The sequence below is a fragment of the Janthinobacterium sp. HH102 genome (assembly GCF_001758625.2).
In the GTDB taxonomy this organism is placed as follows: domain Bacteria; phylum Pseudomonadota; class Gammaproteobacteria; order Burkholderiales; family Burkholderiaceae_D; genus Janthinobacterium.
Genome location: NZ_CP062062.1, coordinates 766,798 through 783,038, shown reverse-complemented (window position 1 = coordinate 783,038; position 16,241 = coordinate 766,798). Strand labels below are relative to the sequence as shown.

Annotated in this window: 26 protein-coding genes; 1 reads left to right on the top strand and 25 read right to left on the bottom strand. The window is 57.7% G+C overall.

The features are described from left to right. Positions 1-8 precede the first annotated feature (8 nt). The 22 genes from rpsE to creB all read right to left on the bottom strand — a co-directional run bounded on the left by rpsE (position 9) and on the right by creB (position 12,828). Positions 9-527 carry a 30S ribosomal protein S5 gene (gene rpsE / locus JAB4_RS03550; RefSeq protein ID WP_010394433.1) on the bottom strand — a complete coding sequence of 173 codons (519 nt, stop codon included), beginning with the start codon at positions 525-527 and terminating at the stop codon, positions 9-11. A gap of 9 nt (positions 528-536) precedes the next feature. Next, positions 537-899, bottom strand: a complete 363-nt coding sequence (rplR, locus tag JAB4_RS03545) for a 50S ribosomal protein L18 (protein WP_010394431.1) — start codon at positions 897-899, stop codon at positions 537-539. A gap of 13 nt (positions 900-912) precedes the next feature. Further along, the gene (rplF, locus tag JAB4_RS03540; protein ID WP_065310145.1) at positions 913-1,446 is read right to left on the bottom strand and encodes a 50S ribosomal protein L6; all 534 of its coding nucleotides are present in this window, start codon (positions 1,444-1,446) and stop codon (positions 913-915) included. 10 nt (positions 1,447-1,456) lie between these two features. Next, entirely contained in the window at positions 1,457-1,852 is a 396-nt protein-coding gene (rpsH, locus tag JAB4_RS03535; protein ID WP_034753208.1) for a 30S ribosomal protein S8, read from the bottom strand. 14 nt (positions 1,853-1,866) lie between these two features. Beyond that, complete coding sequence (gene rpsN, locus JAB4_RS03530) at positions 1,867-2,172, bottom strand: 30S ribosomal protein S14 (RefSeq protein WP_010394423.1); 306 nt, start codon at positions 2,170-2,172, stop codon at positions 1,867-1,869. A 2-nt stretch (positions 2,173-2,174) separates the two neighbouring features. Next, on the bottom strand, positions 2,175-2,714 hold the full coding sequence (gene rplE, locus JAB4_RS03525) for a 50S ribosomal protein L5 (protein WP_010394421.1): 540 nt from the start codon (positions 2,712-2,714) through the stop codon (positions 2,175-2,177). A gap of 6 nt (positions 2,715-2,720) precedes the next feature. Next, on the bottom strand, positions 2,721-3,035 hold the full coding sequence (rplX, locus tag JAB4_RS03520) for a 50S ribosomal protein L24 (RefSeq protein ID WP_034753204.1): 315 nt from the start codon (positions 3,033-3,035) through the stop codon (positions 2,721-2,723). A 9-nt stretch (positions 3,036-3,044) separates the two neighbouring features. Beyond that, the gene (gene rplN, locus JAB4_RS03515) at positions 3,045-3,413 is read right to left on the bottom strand and encodes a 50S ribosomal protein L14 (RefSeq protein ID WP_008444317.1); all 369 of its coding nucleotides are present in this window, start codon (positions 3,411-3,413) and stop codon (positions 3,045-3,047) included. Positions 3,414-3,666: 253 nt separating this feature from the next. Further along, a complete protein-coding gene (gene rpsQ / locus JAB4_RS03510) occupies positions 3,667-3,939 on the bottom strand; it encodes a 30S ribosomal protein S17 (RefSeq protein ID WP_010394415.1) in 273 nt (90 codons plus the stop codon). Continuing rightward, positions 3,936-4,127: a 50S ribosomal protein L29 gene (gene rpmC, locus JAB4_RS03505; RefSeq protein ID WP_010394412.1), complete on the bottom strand. Its 192-nt coding sequence runs from the start codon at positions 4,125-4,127 to the stop codon at positions 3,936-3,938. Before rpmC ends, rpsQ begins: the two co-directional genes overlap by 4 nt. A 12-nt stretch (positions 4,128-4,139) precedes the next feature. Then, positions 4,140-4,559 (bottom strand): 50S ribosomal protein L16, encoded by a 420-nt coding sequence (gene rplP, locus JAB4_RS03500; RefSeq protein ID WP_034753201.1) that lies wholly within the window; start codon positions 4,557-4,559, stop codon positions 4,140-4,142. Between the two features lie 2 nt (positions 4,560-4,561). Further along, the gene (gene rpsC / locus JAB4_RS03495; RefSeq protein WP_034753199.1) at positions 4,562-5,386 is read right to left on the bottom strand and encodes a 30S ribosomal protein S3; all 825 of its coding nucleotides are present in this window, start codon (positions 5,384-5,386) and stop codon (positions 4,562-4,564) included. Between the two features lie 9 nt (positions 5,387-5,395). Further along, positions 5,396-5,728 carry a 50S ribosomal protein L22 gene (gene rplV / locus JAB4_RS03490; protein WP_170840583.1) on the bottom strand — a complete coding sequence of 111 codons (333 nt, stop codon included), beginning with the start codon at positions 5,726-5,728 and terminating at the stop codon, positions 5,396-5,398. Continuing rightward, positions 5,725-6,000 (bottom strand): 30S ribosomal protein S19, encoded by a 276-nt coding sequence (rpsS, locus tag JAB4_RS03485; protein ID WP_008444295.1) that lies wholly within the window; start codon positions 5,998-6,000, stop codon positions 5,725-5,727. Before rpsS ends, rplV begins: the two co-directional genes overlap by 4 nt. A 10-nt stretch (positions 6,001-6,010) precedes the next feature. Then, complete coding sequence (rplB, locus tag JAB4_RS03480; protein ID WP_034753198.1) at positions 6,011-6,838, bottom strand: 50S ribosomal protein L2; 828 nt, start codon at positions 6,836-6,838, stop codon at positions 6,011-6,013. Further along, positions 6,838-7,155 carry a 50S ribosomal protein L23 gene (rplW, locus tag JAB4_RS03475; protein WP_010394398.1) on the bottom strand — a complete coding sequence of 106 codons (318 nt, stop codon included), beginning with the start codon at positions 7,153-7,155 and terminating at the stop codon, positions 6,838-6,840. The genes rplB and rplW overlap by 1 nt, the downstream gene beginning before the upstream one ends. Further along, positions 7,152-7,772 (bottom strand): 50S ribosomal protein L4, encoded by a 621-nt coding sequence (gene rplD, locus JAB4_RS03470; RefSeq protein WP_034753197.1) that lies wholly within the window; start codon positions 7,770-7,772, stop codon positions 7,152-7,154. Before rplD ends, rplW begins: the two co-directional genes overlap by 4 nt. A 3-nt stretch (positions 7,773-7,775) precedes the next feature. Beyond that, on the bottom strand, positions 7,776-8,432 hold the full coding sequence (rplC, locus tag JAB4_RS03465) for a 50S ribosomal protein L3 (protein WP_010394393.1): 657 nt from the start codon (positions 8,430-8,432) through the stop codon (positions 7,776-7,778). Between the two features lie 325 nt (positions 8,433-8,757). After that, positions 8,758-8,946, bottom strand: a complete 189-nt coding sequence (locus JAB4_RS03460) for a hypothetical protein (protein ID WP_070221705.1) — start codon at positions 8,944-8,946, stop codon at positions 8,758-8,760. A gap of 243 nt (positions 8,947-9,189) precedes the next feature. Next, complete coding sequence (gene creD, locus JAB4_RS03455; RefSeq protein ID WP_070221706.1) at positions 9,190-10,581, bottom strand: cell envelope integrity protein CreD; 1,392 nt, start codon at positions 10,579-10,581, stop codon at positions 9,190-9,192. Between the two features lie 97 nt (positions 10,582-10,678). Continuing rightward, entirely contained in the window at positions 10,679-12,100 is a 1,422-nt protein-coding gene (gene creC, locus JAB4_RS03450; RefSeq protein ID WP_070221707.1) for a two-component system sensor histidine kinase CreC, read from the bottom strand. Further along, positions 12,097-12,828: a two-component system response regulator CreB gene (creB, locus tag JAB4_RS03445; protein WP_070221724.1), complete on the bottom strand. Its 732-nt coding sequence runs from the start codon at positions 12,826-12,828 to the stop codon at positions 12,097-12,099. Before creB ends, creC begins: the two co-directional genes overlap by 4 nt. A 164-nt stretch (positions 12,829-12,992) precedes the next feature. Between creB and JAB4_RS03440 the strand changes: the two genes are divergently transcribed. After that, a complete protein-coding gene (locus JAB4_RS03440; RefSeq protein WP_070221708.1) occupies positions 12,993-13,538 on the top strand; it encodes a tetratricopeptide repeat protein in 546 nt (181 codons plus the stop codon). Positions 13,539-13,555: 17 nt separating this feature from the next. Here JAB4_RS03440 and JAB4_RS03435 read toward each other — a convergent pair whose 3' ends face one another. From JAB4_RS03435 to tuf, 3 genes are all read right to left on the bottom strand, one after another. Further along, complete coding sequence (locus JAB4_RS03435) at positions 13,556-14,401, bottom strand: DUF817 domain-containing protein (RefSeq protein ID WP_070221709.1); 846 nt, start codon at positions 14,399-14,401, stop codon at positions 13,556-13,558. Positions 14,402-14,544: 143 nt separating this feature from the next. Continuing rightward, positions 14,545-14,862 (bottom strand): 30S ribosomal protein S10, encoded by a 318-nt coding sequence (gene rpsJ / locus JAB4_RS03430; RefSeq protein WP_010394389.1) that lies wholly within the window; start codon positions 14,860-14,862, stop codon positions 14,545-14,547. Positions 14,863-15,041: 179 nt separating this feature from the next. Beyond that, positions 15,042-16,232: an elongation factor Tu gene (gene tuf, locus JAB4_RS03425; protein WP_077398776.1), complete on the bottom strand. Its 1,191-nt coding sequence runs from the start codon at positions 16,230-16,232 to the stop codon at positions 15,042-15,044. Between the last annotated feature and the right edge of the window lie 9 nt (positions 16,233-16,241).

The window sequence follows — 16,241 nt, the reverse complement described above, 5'->3', positions numbered from 1 at the left end:
TGTCCACCTTAAGCCAGAATGTCTTCGACCGACTTGCCGCGTTTGGCAGCGATATCGGAAGCAGTGCTCATTTTCGACAGGCCGTCCAGCGTAGCGCGTACCAGGTTGTATGGGTTGTTCGAACCGGTGGATTTCGCCACCACGTCCGTCACGCCCATCACTTCGAAGATAGCGCGCATTGCGCCACCAGCGATAACGCCAGTACCAGGCTTAGCTGGGTTCATCAGGACCTTGGAGGCGCCGTGACGACCAACAACCGTGTGATGCAAGGTGCCGTTTTTGAGCGGTACTTTGATCAGGTTGCGACGGGCTTCTTCCATTGCCTTCTGCACGCCAACTGGCACTTCTTTCGATTTGCCCTTGCCCATGCCGACGCGGCCATCGCCATCACCAACTACGGTCAGCGCGGCGAAACCCATGATACGACCACCCTTGACCACTTTGGTCACGCGGTTGATCGCGATCATTTTTTCGCGCATGCCATCATCCGGCTTGTCGCTTTGCATTTTTGCTTGCATTTTTGCCATGATTGATCCTTAGAACTTCAGACCGGCTTCGCGTGCGGCTTCTGCCAACGCTTTCACACGGCCGTGGTAACGGAAACCGGAGCGGTCAAACGCAACTTCGGTAATCCCTGCTTTCAACGCTTTTTCAGCGACGCGCTTGCCGATCAAGGCTGCAGCAGCGGCATTGCCGCCTTTGCCGGATTGGCCTGCCAGTTCAGCGCGAACTTCCGCTTCAGCCGTCGAGGCCGAAACCAGGACTTTAGCGTCCGGGCTGATCAGGTTGGCGTAAATGTGCAGGTTGGTGCGATGCACCGACAAGCGATTTACTTTCAATTCCGCAATCTTGATGCGGGTTTGGCGTCCGCGGCGAAGCCGTGATTCTTTCTTATCCATCGTCAGCCCCTAATTACTTCTTCTTGGTTTCTTTAAGCTTAACCACTTCGTCCGCATAGCGAACGCCCTTGCCCTTGTAAGGCTCAGGGGAGCGGTAAGCACGAACTTCAGCGGCTACCTGGCCAACCTGTTGACGGTCGATACCTTTAATCAGGATCTCGGTCGGGGTTGGTGTTGCGCAGGTAACGCCGGCTGGCATGTCATGCACTACAGGGTGCGAGAAACCCAGGGACAGATTCAACTTGTCGCCTTGAGCTTGCGCCTTGTAACCCACGCCTACCAGGTTCAGCTTTTTCTCGAAACCCTTGGTGACGCCAACAACCATGTTGTTGACCAGTGCGCGCAGCGTGCCGGACATGGCATTGGCTTCGCGGCTGTCGTTCGCCACGTCGAAACTCAGGGTTCCTGCATTGTTTTCCACTTTGACCTGGCCGGTGAGGGCCTGGGAAAGTACGCCCAGCGGGCCTTTTACGGTGATCGCTTGTGCGGAGATGGCGACTTCGGCGCCAGCTGGCACTACGATAGGCATTTTAGCTACTCGAGACATGTGTAACTCCTTAAGCCACGTAGCAAATAACTTCGCCGCCGACACCGGTAGCGCGTGCTTTGCGGTCAGTCATGACGCCTTGCGGAGTCGACACGATCGCCACACCCAAGCCATTCATCACAACAGGGATCTCGTCTTTACCCTTGTAGACGCGCAGACCCGGACGGGACACGCGCTCCAAGCGCTCAATGACGGGACGGCCAACATAATACTTCAAACCGATTTTCAGTTCCGCTTTGCCACCAGCTTCGGCAACAGCGAAATCTTCAATGTAACCCTCGTCCTTCAGGACGCTGGCAATCGCAATTTTGACTTTCGACGATGGCATGGCCACGGTCGTCTTTTGCACGCCTTGTGCATTGCGAATGCGGGTCAGCATATCGGCGATAGGATCGCTCATACTCATTGCATATTCTCCTATTACCAGCTTGCTTTTGTCATACCCGGAATTTCACCACGCATGGCGAATTCACGGAGCTTGATACGACCCAGACCGAATTTACGGAATGTGCCGCGCGGACGACCAGTGATGGCGCAACGGTTACGTTGACGCGTCGGGTTCGAGTTACGTGGCAGCGCCTGCAATTTCAGGCGAGCTTCGTAGCGCTCTTCTTCCGATTTCGATTGGTCATCGACGATGGCCTTGAGAGCTTCGCGCTTAGGGGCGAATTTCGCCACCAGGTCAGCACGCTTGATCTCACGATTAATCAGTGACAGTTTGGCCATGATCAGTTCCTGAAAGGGAATTTAAAGGCGGCGAGCAAAGCTTTGGCTTCGTCATCGGTCTTAGCGGTTGTCGTGATGCTGATATTCATACCGCGCAACGCGTCAATCTTGTCGTATTCGATTTCAGGGAAAATGATCTGTTCCTTGACACCGATGTTGTAGTTGCCACGACCATCAAATGCACGGCCGTTCACACCACGGAAATCGCGTACGCGCGGCAGAGCCACGGTAATGAAGCGATCCAGGAACTCGTACATGCGAGCGCCGCGCAGGGTGACCATCGTACCGATCGGGTAACCTTCACGGATTTTGAAGCCTGCGATCGCTTTGCGGGACTTGGTGGTCACTGGCTTCTGGCCGGCGATCTTGGTCAAGTCAGCAACTGCGTGCTCGAGAACTTTTTTATCCGCGATAGCCTCACCAACACCCATGTTCAGGGTGATCTTGGTCAGGCGTGGAACTTCCATTACCGACTTGTAACCAAACTTGCTGGTCAGGTCGGCAACGACTTTTTCTTTATAGAATTCTTGGAGACGTGCCATGATTTCTTAAGCCTTCACTACTTCGCCGGAGGATTTAAAGATGCGAACTTTCTTGCCGTCCACTTCTTTGAAACCCACGCGATCTGCCTTGCCAGTCGCTGCATTAAACAATGCAACGTTGGACACGTGAATTGGCATGGTCTTATCGACGATACCACCAGTTACGCCAGTCATCGGGTTTGGCTTAGTCGCTTTTTTAGCGATGTTAATGCCGTCAACCACGATATGTTCAGCATCGATACGCTGCTGTACCACACCACGTTTGCCCTTGTCTTTCCCGGTCAGAACGATGACTTCGTCGTTTTTACGAATCTTATCCATTACGACTCCTTACAGGACTTCCGGTGCCAGGGACACGATTTTCATGAACTTCTCAGTGCGCAGTTCGCGCGTGACAGGTCCAAAAATACGGGTACCGATCGGTTCCAGCTTGGCGTTCAACAGAACGGCGGCGTTGCCGTCGAACTTCACCAGGGAACCGTCTTGGCGGCGAACACCTTTAGCGGTGCGCACAACCACGGCGTTATAAATTTCACCTTTTTTGACACGGCCACGTGGCGCAGCAACCTTAACGGTTACCTTGATCACATCGCCAATGCCAGCATAACGGCGCTTGGAGCCGCCCAATACCTTGATGCACATTACTTCTTTGGCACCGGTATTGTCAGCCACTTCGAGCCGGCTTTCAGTTTGAATCATAGTATTCTCTTTCCCAACTTAAGCCGAAGAATCCACACAATGTAGACCCACGGTCAGTCTTGGTCCCGCCAGAGCCGCCCTGCTGGGCTTCACTGTTTGGGTGCATGACCTTCATACATCAACTGACCGCGAATGCTACTGTCTGTGGCCAGACACTTTGCGGCGTTACATGAACGAAGCCCGCAAGTATTACATACAATTTGCGGGCCTGCAAGTACTAATTAAAAGCCACCGCCGAAACGGTGGTTTTTATTTAAACGGTTGGTGCGGCTTGAACCACACGTGTCACCGTCCATGCCTTCGTTTTGGAGATCGGGCGACCTTCCTGGATCTCGACCGTGTCACCGGCCTTGACTTGGTTGGTCTCGTCATGCGCGTGATACTTGTTCGAGCGCATGATGATCTTGCCATACAAAGGATGTTTTACGTGGCGCTCGATCAGAACGGTAACGGTCTTGTCCATCTTGTCCGAAACCACTTTACCGATCAGCGTGCGCTTGAGCGACTGTTTCACTGGTTCGTTCATTTGGCTTCCTTCAGATTCATTACCGTCTTCACACGCGCGATATCGCGGCGTACCTTCTTGAGCTGCGAAGTGTTGCTCAGCTGCTGCGTAGCGATTTGCATGCGCAGGCCGAACTGTGCCTTCAACAGGTCATTCAGCTCTTTTTGCAGAGCTGGCTGGTCCTTGCCGCGGAGTTCAGATGCTTTCATATACAACTCCAATTATTGGCCGACTTGGCGGATGACAAACGTCGTCGCCAGTGGCAGTTTAGCGGCGGCAAGACGGAATGCTTCCCGTGCCAGCGCTTCATCAACGCCATCCATTTCGTACAGTACTTTGCCTGGCTGAATTTCAGCGACGTAGTACTCAGGATTACCTTTACCGTTACCCATACGGACTTCAGCCGGTTTGTTCGAAATCGGTTTGTCCGGGAAAATACGGATCCAGATACGGCCACCGCGCTTGATGTGACGCGTCATTGCACGACGCGCCGCTTCAATTTGACGCGCAGTGATACGACCGCGCGCAACTGCCTTCAAACCGAATTCGCCAAACGACACGGCGGTGCCGCGGCTGTGCGAAATACCGGTATTACGGCCTTTCTGCTCTTTACGATACTTTCTGCGTGCTGGTTGCAGCATGATTATTCTCCTGCTTTCTCAGCTGGTGCTGCTGCGGCGGCCGGTTTAGCGGCGGTACGCACACGTGCACCTGGTGCTGTGGATGGTTTCGCACCGGCACCGGCTGGACGTGGACGGCCAGCTGGCTTGCCATCGTCACGGCGTGGGCCGCGGCTTTTCTTCTCGTCAGCTGGGGTATCGATGACTGGTGCATCGCCGTTAGGCGCGCGGTCACCTTTGTATACCCACACCTTGACACCGATGATGCCGTAGGTGGTCGACGCTTCGCTGGTACCGTAGTCGATATCGGCGCGCAGGGTATGCAGAGGCACGCGGCCTTCGCGGTACCACTCTTTACGCGCGATTTCGATACCGTTCAGACGGCCGGACGACATGATCTTGATACCGAGAGCACCCAGGCGCATTGCATTTTGCATTGCACGCTTCATGGCGCGGCGGAACATGATCCGTTTTTCCAGCTGCTGAGCGATCGAATCGGCGATCAGTTGCGAGTCGATTTCTGGCTTGCGAATTTCTTCGATGTTCACGTGAACAGGCACGCCCATGATCTTGGTCAGCGCGGACTTCAGTACTTCGATGTCTTCGCCTTTTTTACCAATGACCACGCCTGGACGCGAGCTGTAGATCGTGAAGCGCGCGTTCTTGGCTGGGCGCTCGATAACGATGCGGCCAACGGAAGCGTTCTTCAGTTTCTTTTTCAGGTAAGCACGTGCTTTCAAGTCTTCGTTCAGCATGGCAGCGAAATTACCGTTGCCTGCATACCAGCGCGAAGCCCAGTTACGGGTGACCGCCAGACGGAAACCGGTTGGATGAATTTTCTGACCCATCGTGGCTCCTTAGTTACCGACAGTCACGTAAACGTGACAGGATTGTTTCGAAATACGGTCGCCACGGCCTTTTGCACGCGCGGTGAAGCGCTTCAGGACCGGGCCCTTTTCGACGTAGATCGTTTTCACGAACAATTCGTCGATGTCCGCGCCATCATTGTGCTCGGCATTCGCAATAGCGGATTCCAGAACGCGTTTGATGATCGCAGCACCTTTTTTCGGGCTGAATTGCAAGATGTTGAGTGCAGCGTCAACTTTCTTGCCACGGATCAGGTCAGCAACCAGGCGGCCCTTTTGGTCCGACAGGCGCACACCTTTGAGGATAGCTTTAGTTTCCATTATTTCTTAGCCTTTTTGTCAGCTGCATGGCCCTTGAACGTACGGGTCAGTGCGAATTCGCCGAGCTTGTGACCAACCATGTTTTCGGAAACATAAACCGGCACGTGCAGCTTGCCGTTATGCACCGCGATCGTCAGGCCGATGAAGTCAGGCATGATTGTCGAACGACGCGACCAGGTTTTGATTGGCTTTTTGTCTTTGGCTGCTTGTGCGGCTTCAACTTTTTTCACCAGGTGGGCGTCACAGAACGGCCCTTTTTTCAATGAACGTGTCATGTGCTACCCCTTATTTCTTGCCGCGGCGCGAGACGATCATGGAAGTAGTACGCTTGTTGCTGCGTGTCTTCTTACCCTTGGTCTGTTGGCCCCATGGCGAAACTGGATGACGACCAGCTGCTGTTTTACCTTCACCACCACCGTGCGGGTGATCGACCGGGTTCATGACCACACCGCGAACGGTAGGACGAACACCGCGCCAGCGCATCGCACCAGCTTTACCGATTTTACGCAGGCTATGCTCGGCATTGCCGACTTCACCAACCGTTGCACGGCACTCGATGTGCACGCGACGTACTTCACCCGAGCGCAGACGCACTTGAGCGTAGGTACCTTCACGTGCCATCAGCACAACGCCAGCGCCGGCGGTACGTGCCATTTGGGCACCTTTACCTGGCAGCATTTCGACGCAATGCATCACGGTACCGACTGGGATGTTACGGATTGGCAAGCAGTTACCCGATTTGATCGGTGCTTCCGAACCGTTCATCACGCTGTCGCCAACGGCCATGCCTTTGGTTGCGATGATGTAGTGACGTTCGCCGTCGGCGTAGCACAACAGAGCGATATTCGCGGTGCGGTTTGGATCGTATTCGATACGTTCCACTTTCGCTGGAATACCATCTTTGGTGCGCTTGAAGTCGATCAAGCGGTAGTGTTGCTTATGACCACCACCGATATGACGGGTGGTGATGTGACCGTTGTTGTTACGACCAGCGGTCTTGGATTTCTTTTCAACCAGGGCAGCGAACGGACGACCTTTGTACAGGTCGGCATTCACCACCTTCACCATGCCGCGACGGCCTGGCGAGGTTGGTTTCATCTTAACGAGTGCCATTATGCAGCCTCCTCGGAGAAGTTGATTTCCTGGCCAGGCTTCAGGCACACGAAAGCACGCTTGGTATGGTTACGACGACCGTTGAACTTGCCGGTGCGCTTTTGCTTACCTTCGCGGTTTGCAGTTTGCACGGACAGAACTTCAACCTTGAACAGCAGTTCGACCGCTGCCTTGATTTCAGGCTTGGTTGCATCCGGCAGTACGCGGAATACAATTTGCTCGTTCTTTTCCGCGACCATGGTGGCCTTTTCGGAAATCACGGGCGCCAACAGCACCTTCATCAAGCGTTCTTCGCTATGTTTCAAAATCGCGCTCATGCCAGCATCTCCTCAATCTTGGCCAATGCAGCTTTGGTGACCAGGATCTTCTTGTAGAACACCAGGGACATCGGGTCTGCGTGACGTGGCTCAACGACGAGTACGTTAGGCAGGTTGCGCGATGCCAGTTCCAGGTTTTCGTTCAGAACGTCGGTGATGATCAGAACCGAATCAAAGCCCAGGCCGTTCAATTTTTGCGACAGCAGCTTGGTTTTTGGCGCGTCGATCGTCAGATCGTCGATGACGATCAGGCGCTCTTCGCGAGCCAGCTGCGACAGGATCGAGCAGATACCTGCGCGATACATCTTTTTGTTCACTTTGTGGGTGAAGTTTTCGTCAGGCGAGTTCGGGAAAATCCGACCACCGCCGCGCCACAGTGGCGACGACGACATACCAGCACGAGCGCGGCCGGTACCTTTTTGGCGCCATGGCTTTTTCGTCGTGTGGTGAACTTCTTCACGGTCTTTTTGCTTGCGGTTACCACTACGTGCATTCGCTTGATAAGCGATGACGACTTGGTGGATCAGCGCTTCATTGTAGTCACGGCCGAAAATCGTATCGGCTGCAGCAACGTTCGAGGCGGCTTGACCTTGCGCATTCAGAAGCTTGAGTTCCATCGTTTAAGCTCCCTTCTTGGCTTTGGTTTTGATGGCTGGCGAGACAACTACCTGGCCATTTTTCGCACCTGGAATCGCGCCTTTGACCAGCAGCAGCTGACGGTCGGCATCGATACGGGCGATCACGAGGTTCTGGATCGTACGGTTAACGTCACCCAGATGACCGGTCATGCGCTTACCAGGGAAAACGCGACCTGGATCTTGTGCCATACCGATGGAACCTGGAACGTTGTGCGAACGCGAGTTACCGTGCGTTGCACGGCCAGAAGCGAAGTGGTAACGTTTGATAACGCCTGCATAGCCTTTACCGATGGTAACGCCTTGCACGTCGATCTTTTGACCGACTTCGAACAGGGAAGCAGCGACAACATCGCCAGCTTTCAGTTCAGCGGCTTTGGCAGCGTCGACACGGAACTCTTTCAACAGAGTACCGGCTTCAACGCCAGCTTTAGCGTGATGACCAGCAACAGCTTTGGTCACGCGGGAAGCGCGACGTTGACCGAATGCGACCTGAACAGCGGAGTAGCCATCTGTTTCAGGGGTTTTGATTTGCGCAACACGGTTGTTCGATACGTCCAACACGGTGACCGGGATCGAATCCCCTTCATCCGTGAAAATGCGCATCATACCAACCTTGCGACCGAGAAGGCCTAGGCTCATTTTTTCTCCATTCCCACCTGCGATTGGGCGGGGCTTGTTTAACTACAAAGTAACGTAGGACTCAAAAAAGACGAATCCATACCGAAGCCGGCTAGTATATAGCACAAAAACCCTTGACGCAACAAGTTAACACGAGGTATGTCAAAGTGTTGCGCGACGCCCCTGCGGGAGTTGTCGGCGCCCCTGAAAAACGCTGCCGCAAGGCAATTTAACAGGCGCAAAGCACGGCGGCATGCGCCCTTGCGGGCGATGGCAGAAAGACACAGGGCGCGCCATGGCATGCGCGCCCTGCTCCACTCATCCTGGGCGTGGCACCCGGAAAAGCTTATTGCTGGCAGTTGATCAGGCAATGTTCGTACAGGTCCTCGCAGATCGGGCTGCCGCCGAGGTGCGCCCGGCAATTCGCCACTTTTTGCCCGCACTCGCTATAGCACTGCGTGACGTCGCCAGCGGCAAACGCGTACGAGGCGCTCAGGCCCAACGCAAACAGAAAAACCATCGTCTTCTTGATCATATTGCATCTCCGTTTTATCGGATGGACAAACAACCAGGACGCCACGCCATCCTCGCACCGCCCCGGGCAGACGCCACGGCGCCCGCCATTACCTAAAAAGCAATGCCAATAGCATACCGTAAACAATACCAACCAACTACCAATTAATGCTGCAGTTCTTTCCCCGCGCAAAATGCAAAAACCAGCCCGGGCATATCACTGTCCGGGCTGGCTGCAAGGTGGCGCATGGCGCCAAGGTAAGTCTTACTCTTGGGGCGCTCCTTTGCCAATCTGATACCAGTCCACCTTGCGCGTCGCCACCATGATGGCGGCCAGCACGGCAAACAGCAGGATGCTGCCCATCACCAGCGCATTGTTTTCCGAGCTCAGCAAGCCATACAGGGCGCCATACAGCATGGTCAGCCCCACGCCGAAGCCGATCCCGCGCCAGGCGTTGTGCAGCACGTGCACCAGATAAAAGCTGGTCAGCACGATACAGGCGGCGCTGGCGATCAGATAGGCGGTCAGGAAGGCGATGTGTTCCGCCAGGCCCACCAGCAGCAGGAAAAAGATCACCAGCGACAGGCCCACCAGCAGATATTGCACGGGGTGGATCGGCAGGCTTTTCAGGATTTCAAAGATGAAGAAGGCGGCAAAGGTCAGTGCCACGAACAGCAAGCCATATTTGGTGGCCCGGTCCGATTGCGAATACACGTTCACCGGCTCGATGAAGCCCACGCTGAAGCGATCGATCTGGCCCAGCGGCGCACTGTCGGGCACCTTGAACTCGCCCTCGATCGTGCTCAGCTGCGTTTGCGCATTGGTGGCCAGCGAGGAGATGCTCCACTCGACCTGAAAGCCATCGGCGTTGATTTGGCGGAATTTCGGCGACGGCAGGAAGCGCCCGCCAAACTGCGGATGCGGCCAGTTCGACTTGATGCTGATCTGACTGTTTTTCGCCACTGGCACGAAGTGCTGGCGTTCGATGCCGTCGAGGCCCAGATCAAAACTGAAGTGCACCTGCTGCGGTGCCGTCAAAGGCATGGCGCCCAGCGGCGCATGCAGGCCGCTGCGGAAGGCAAACAGGTCGGTGCCCTGCTCGAACTCGATCTTCTGGCCGCCCCAGTCGATTTTCGGAATATTACGGATACCGCGCACGTCCTCGATGGACAGGGCCACGAACGGCGCACCCAGGGTCACGCGCGAATCCGGCGACTTGCGCGGCAGCTGGCTGCCGGCAGGCACCGTGAAGTCGCCCTTGAACGCGTGCTGGCCGCTGTAGACCAGCACCTGGTGGATGCCGCGGTAGCGGCGGTCCGTGTCGATGTTACCGTTGAGCAGTAAATTGTTCGGGTAGACAAGCAGACGGCGCTGCACCGTGCGGCGCAACAACTCCGAGCGCACCGCCGATTTCGCTTCCTTGTCATCGCCCTTGGCCACCTCCACGCGCTCTTCATACTGCTCCGTGTAGGGAATCACCAGGATGGGGCCGATGATGGTTTGTTCGCGCACCGAATCGGCGGCGATGCTGTTGACGGCTTCCTGGCGGAATTCCATCCGCTCCTTGATCGTTTCCTGAATCATCAGCAAAGGCAGGCCGATTATCAGCATCAGGCCGAACACGATCAACGCTTTGACTAACAGAGTTTTTTGCATGGCGCATCCTTGAAGTAAGGCGGCCAGTGTAAAAAAACTGTATGCGCTGACGATGCAGTCCGTGTGAAGCGGGCAAATAAAGTGCGCTAAGAGTGTGCTAAGCCAGCGGCAGGCACAGGCGCGCGCAGGCGCCACCGTCCGCATGATTGAGCACCTCGACCGTGCCGCCATGCAAGGAAGCGACCTCGCGCACGAAGGGCAGGCCCAGGCCCGTGCTCTTGCCGGCGCTCGGGCGCGGCAGGGAGTAAAAACGCTCGAAGACGCGCTCCAGCGCATACGCGGGGATGCCTGCGCCGCGGTCGCGCACGGCGATTTCCACGTGCGCGCCCTGGCGATGCGCCGTCACATCGATGCAGCTGCCCGGCGGCGCAAAGCCGGCCGCGTTATCGAGCAGATTGCCCAACGCCTGGCGCAGCAGCAGTGCGTCCCCGGCCACACTCGCCTCGTCCGCCTGAAGCTGCAGGCGCACGCCGCGCGCCGCCAGCGTGGCGGCCGCATCCTGCGCCACTTGCGCGAGCAGGGGCCCCAGCGCGATGCGCTCGGGGTGGTCGAGGCGCTGCTGCTTCTCCACACGCACGAGGGCCAGCAGCTTGTCGATCAATTGCCGCTGGCGCGCGTTCTGCTCGAGGATACTGGCAAGGAACTGGCGCCGCTCGGCCGGCGGCATGTCTTCCTGCAGCAGCTCGGCCGAGGCCTGGATGGCGGCGATCGGGCTTTTCAATTCATGCGTCAGCGTATGCATCAGCTGCTCCACGTATTCCTTGCCTTCCAGACGCGTGCGCATCGCCTCCAGCGCCCTTCCCAGGGTACCGATCTCGTTCGTACCCAGCGCCGGCAGCGCCACCTTGCGCCCCGCTTCCACATCGCCGATATAGGTCATCAGCTTGCCCAGCGCATGGTGCAGCCACCAGGCGAACGCCAGGCCGATCAGCAGCGACAGCAGCAACAGCACGGCGCCGCGCTGCAGGATCTTGCGCTGGCTGCGCTCGACAAACGCTTGTACGCTGGCGTTCGGCTTGGCCACCGTCAGCACGCCGATCACCTCATTGCCGTCGCGAATCGGCGCGGCCACGTGCATCACGGTCGACATCTCGTCGTCGGGCCGGCTGCGCGTGCTGCGCGCGCCATACTTGCCCTGCAAGGTCAGATACACGTCATTCCAGCGCGAATAGTCGCGCCCCACGTCGCGCCCGCTGGAGTCGAACAGCACGATGCCGTGCCGGTCCGTGATGGTGATGCGGTAATCGAGCGTGCGCTTGCGCACGCCATTGATATTGACGTCCACGCCATGGCGCGCGTAATCCTGCATGCGCGCGGCCACGGGCGACTGCGCCAGCGTGCCCGCCTTCACGTCGGGCGCCACCAGGCTGGCCAGCAGCTGCGAGGTGTCGACCAGGGTGTCTTCCAGGGTCGAGCGCACGCCCGGCTTGACCTGCTCCATGAAGACATTCAGCAGGAACCACGCGGCCAGTCCGACGATCAGGAAGTAGCCGAGCAGAATGCGCAGGCCGATCTTCATGCGCCGGCCAGGCTGTAGCCGAGGCCACGGTGGGTGTGGATGGGGTCGGCCTGCGCATCGACGGCGCGCAGCTTGGCGCGCAGCGATTTGACATGCGCATCGACCGTGCGCTCGAGCGTGTCGGGCGCCCCGCTCCACACGCGCTCCATCAGCTGCGCGCGCGACAGCACGTGGCCCGGATGCTCGAGCAGGGTTTTCAGCAACAGGTATTCATAGCGGGTCAGGTCCAGCGGCTGGCCGTGAAACAGTACCCGCGCCTCGAGCGCGCGCAACTCGAAGCGCGCCGGCGCGGTCGCGACGGCAGGCGCAGCTATCGTCATGCCCGCCTCGCGCGGCGCCTGGGCGACGCCTGCGCGGCGCAGGATGACGCGGATGCGCGCCACCAGCTCGCGCGGCGAAAACGGTTTGGTGACGTAATCGTCGGCGCCGATTTCCAGGCCGACGATACGGTCGATCTCGTCGCTGCGGGCCGTCAGGAAGATCACCGGCACCTCGGAAAACTGGCGCAGCCGGCGGCATACTTCCAGCCCGCTCATGTCAGGCAAGCCCACGTCGAGCACCACGAGAACAGGCGTCTGAGCGTCTTCGCCGGACATGGGGCGCAGCGCGGCCAGGGCGTGTTCGCCCAACATCACATGGCGCGGCGTAAAGCCGTCCGTGCGCAGGGCATAGGCGATGCTGTCGGCAATCGCCTGTTCATCTTCCACGATCAGGACAGTCTTGGACATGGCGGCGGCACGCATTAGTGGACAATCCCGGAGTATCACTGAAGCATGCAAGCTGCGTCAATCGCGCGGCCGGCGAAAAGCCACCCGCCCCAAAAAACTTGGAGTATATTTATTACGGCATGACTCCGCCGATACACCGTGTTTGACACCCGTCCGAGGAGACTATGAAGACCCATACCATCAGCCTGCTATGCGCTGTCAGCCTGCTGGCCGCCTGCACGGCGCCAGCGACACTCGCCACCTCCAACGCACAACAAGATGCCTGTAACGCGGCCGAACGCAAGGGCCAGTTTGGCGAAGCGGAACTGGCTTGCGTACAGGCGCTGCGCAGCGCCGAGCAGGCCGGGGCCGGCGCGGACATCGTCTCGCAGCGCCAGTCCAACCTGGGCCGCATCAAGCGCTTGCAGGGCAAGAATGCCGAAGCGGAGCAACTGTACCGGCAAGCCCTGGACACGGAGGAGACGGCGCAGCCGCGCAGCGATGCGCGCGTCGGCCGCCGCATGGTGGAACTGGCGTCGGCCCTGGCCGCGCAAGGCAAATGGCAGGAAGGCACGGGCTATCTGGAACGCGTGCTGCCGCTGCTGCCGAAGCTGTCGCCCGGCTCGCGCACGTATTCGGCAGAAGTGCTGCGCCAGTACGCCAAACAGCTGCAAGGCGGCCCGCAAGCAGCGCTGGGGGCGCGCTTCGAGGCGGTGGCGGCCAGCCTGTAATAAGCGACTGCCTGCGCCTAAGGCTGGGCCACGTGGATGCTGGCCTTGATGTGCTTGAGGTGGGCCACGATGGTGAACGTCATCACCACCAGCAGCGACCATGAGCTCCATTTGCTGACGTGCACCACCGACCACGCGCCAAGCTGGTTCGGATAGCGCCACACGCCCCAGAAGGTGCTGATGTTTTCGGCCAGCCAGATGAAGAAGCCGACCAGCACGAAACCGAGCAGCAGGGGCATGCTGCGGTCGCGGTCGAGCGGGCGGAACACCACGGTGGTGCGCGCATACAAGCCCAGCGCACAGGCGGCCAGGTACCAGCGATAGTCGCCGATGTAGTGGTGGGTAAAGAAGTTAGCGTAGATCAGCAGCGCGATCAGCACCGCCATCCAGTACGGCGGATGGTGGCGGATCCGCATGTCGAGCAGGCGCCAGGTCTGGATGATGTAGCTGCCCACGGCCGCATACATGAAGCCGGAAAACAGGGGAACGCCAAACACCTTGGTGTAGGCAAAGTCGGGATAGCTCCACGACTGTATCGTCCCCGACACCTTGAACACCTCCAGCGCGAAGCCGACCGCATGAAACAGGCAGATGGCTTTCAATTCATCCCACGTTTCCAGCCCGCTCCAGACCATCGCGCCCTGGATCGCCAGCGCTACCAGCAGCAGCACGTCATAGCGCGGCAGGCCGAACAGGCCGGCGCGCGGCACCAGGAACACGGCAGCAAAAAACAGTCCCACAAACAGGCATGACCTCGCTTCCTTGATGCCGAAATACAAAAATTCGGTCAGGAAGCGCGGCCAGCCGCGCAGGCGCTGACGGGGAGTTGCATTGAGCAGGTGGGTATCGAGGGCGTTGAGCATGCGGCAACTTTATCGGGCGGGCGCGGCACTGTAAAGTGGTTTTGCACGGCACAAAAGCAATGGGGCCGGGCGCACTCACGATCGTGAGCAGGCCCGGCCCCATCTCAGGCGGCGGGATACCCCGCCGGCCTTCTTAAAAACGATTATTGCAGTTTGATTTCGACATCAACACCAGCTGGCAGGTCCAGCTTCATCAGCGCGTCAACGGTTTTGTCCGTTGGGTCAACGATGTCCATCAGGCGTTGGTGCGTACGGATCTCGAACTGATCGCGCGAAGTTTTGTTGACGTGCGGGGAACGCAGCACATCGAAACGCTGAATACGGGTAGGCAGTGGTACTGGGCCTTTGACGACAGCGCCGGTGCGCTTCGCGGTCTCAACGATTTCCAGAGCGGACTGGTCGATCAGCTTGTAATCGAAAGCCTTCAGGCGGATACGGATTTTTTGGTTTGGTGCCGACATGATATTTCCTTAAAAGAACGAACCGCGCGGTTTGCACGGCAATGAGGTCATACGGGAATTTCTGACGCAACAACCGTCAGGGTCGACATGATAGCACCAAAATGCTTGCCAACCCCGGCAGTTGAATAAAAAGAAGGGCGCCGGGCGACGACGCGTCTTCTTTTATATTCGCTCAATAATTAAGCGATGATTTTTGCAACAACACCAGCGCCGACGGTACGGCCGCCTTCACGGATAGCGAAGCGCAGGCCTTCTTCCATCGCGATCGGGTTGATCAGCTTGACGGTGATCGACACGTTATCGCCTGGCATGACCATTTCTTTGTCTGCTGGCAACTCGATCGAACCGGTTACGTCCGTCGTGCGGAAGTAGAACTGTGGACGATAGTTGTTGAAGAATGGCGTATGACGGCCGCCTTCGTCTTTCGACAGAACATAGATCTCGCCGGTGAAGTGCGCGTGCGGCTTGATCGAGCCTGGCTTGGCCAGCACTTGACCACGTTGCACGTCTTCACGCTTGGTGCCGCGCAGCAGCAGACCAACGTTGTCGCCAGCTTGACCTTGGTCCAGCAGCTTGCGGAACATTTCCACGCCGGTGCAAGTCGTTTTGACGGTATCGGTGATACCGACGATTTCGATCTCTTCGCCGACTTTAACAATGCCGCGCTCGATACGACCGGTCACAACGGTACCGCGACCCGAGATCGAGAACACGTCTTCCACTGGCATCAGGAACGCACCGTCAACAGCGCGCTCTGGCGTTGGGATGTAAGCATCCAGCGCATCGGCCAGACGCAGCACTGCGTCCACACCCATTTCGCCTTCTTTGCCTTCCAGCGCCATACGTGCCGAACCTTTGATGATAGGCAGGTCGTCGCCTGGGAATTCGTACTTCGACAACAGCTCGCGCACTTCCATTTCAACCAGTTCCAGCAGCTCTGCGTCGTCGACCAGGTCGCACTTGTTCAGGAACACGATGATGTATGGAACGCCAACTTGGCGGGCCAGCAGGATGTGTTCGCGGGTCTGTGGCATTGGGCCGTCAGCTGCGGAGCACACCAGGATCGCGCCGTCCATCTGGGCTGCACCGGTAATCATGTTTTTGATGTAATCGGCGTGGCCTGGGCAGTCAACGTGCGCGTAGTGACGCGTTTCCGTTTCGTACTCGACGTGGGCGGTGTTAATCGTGATACCGCGCGCTTTTTCTTCTGGTGCTGCATCGATCTGGTCGTATGCTTTAGCTTCGCCGCCGAATTTCTTCGACAGAACCGTTGCGATTGCAGCGGTCAGCGTGGTTTTACCGTGGTCGACGTGGCCGATGGTGCCGACGTTGACGTGCGGCTTGGTCCGTTCGAATTTACCTTTTGCCATTTTATTCTT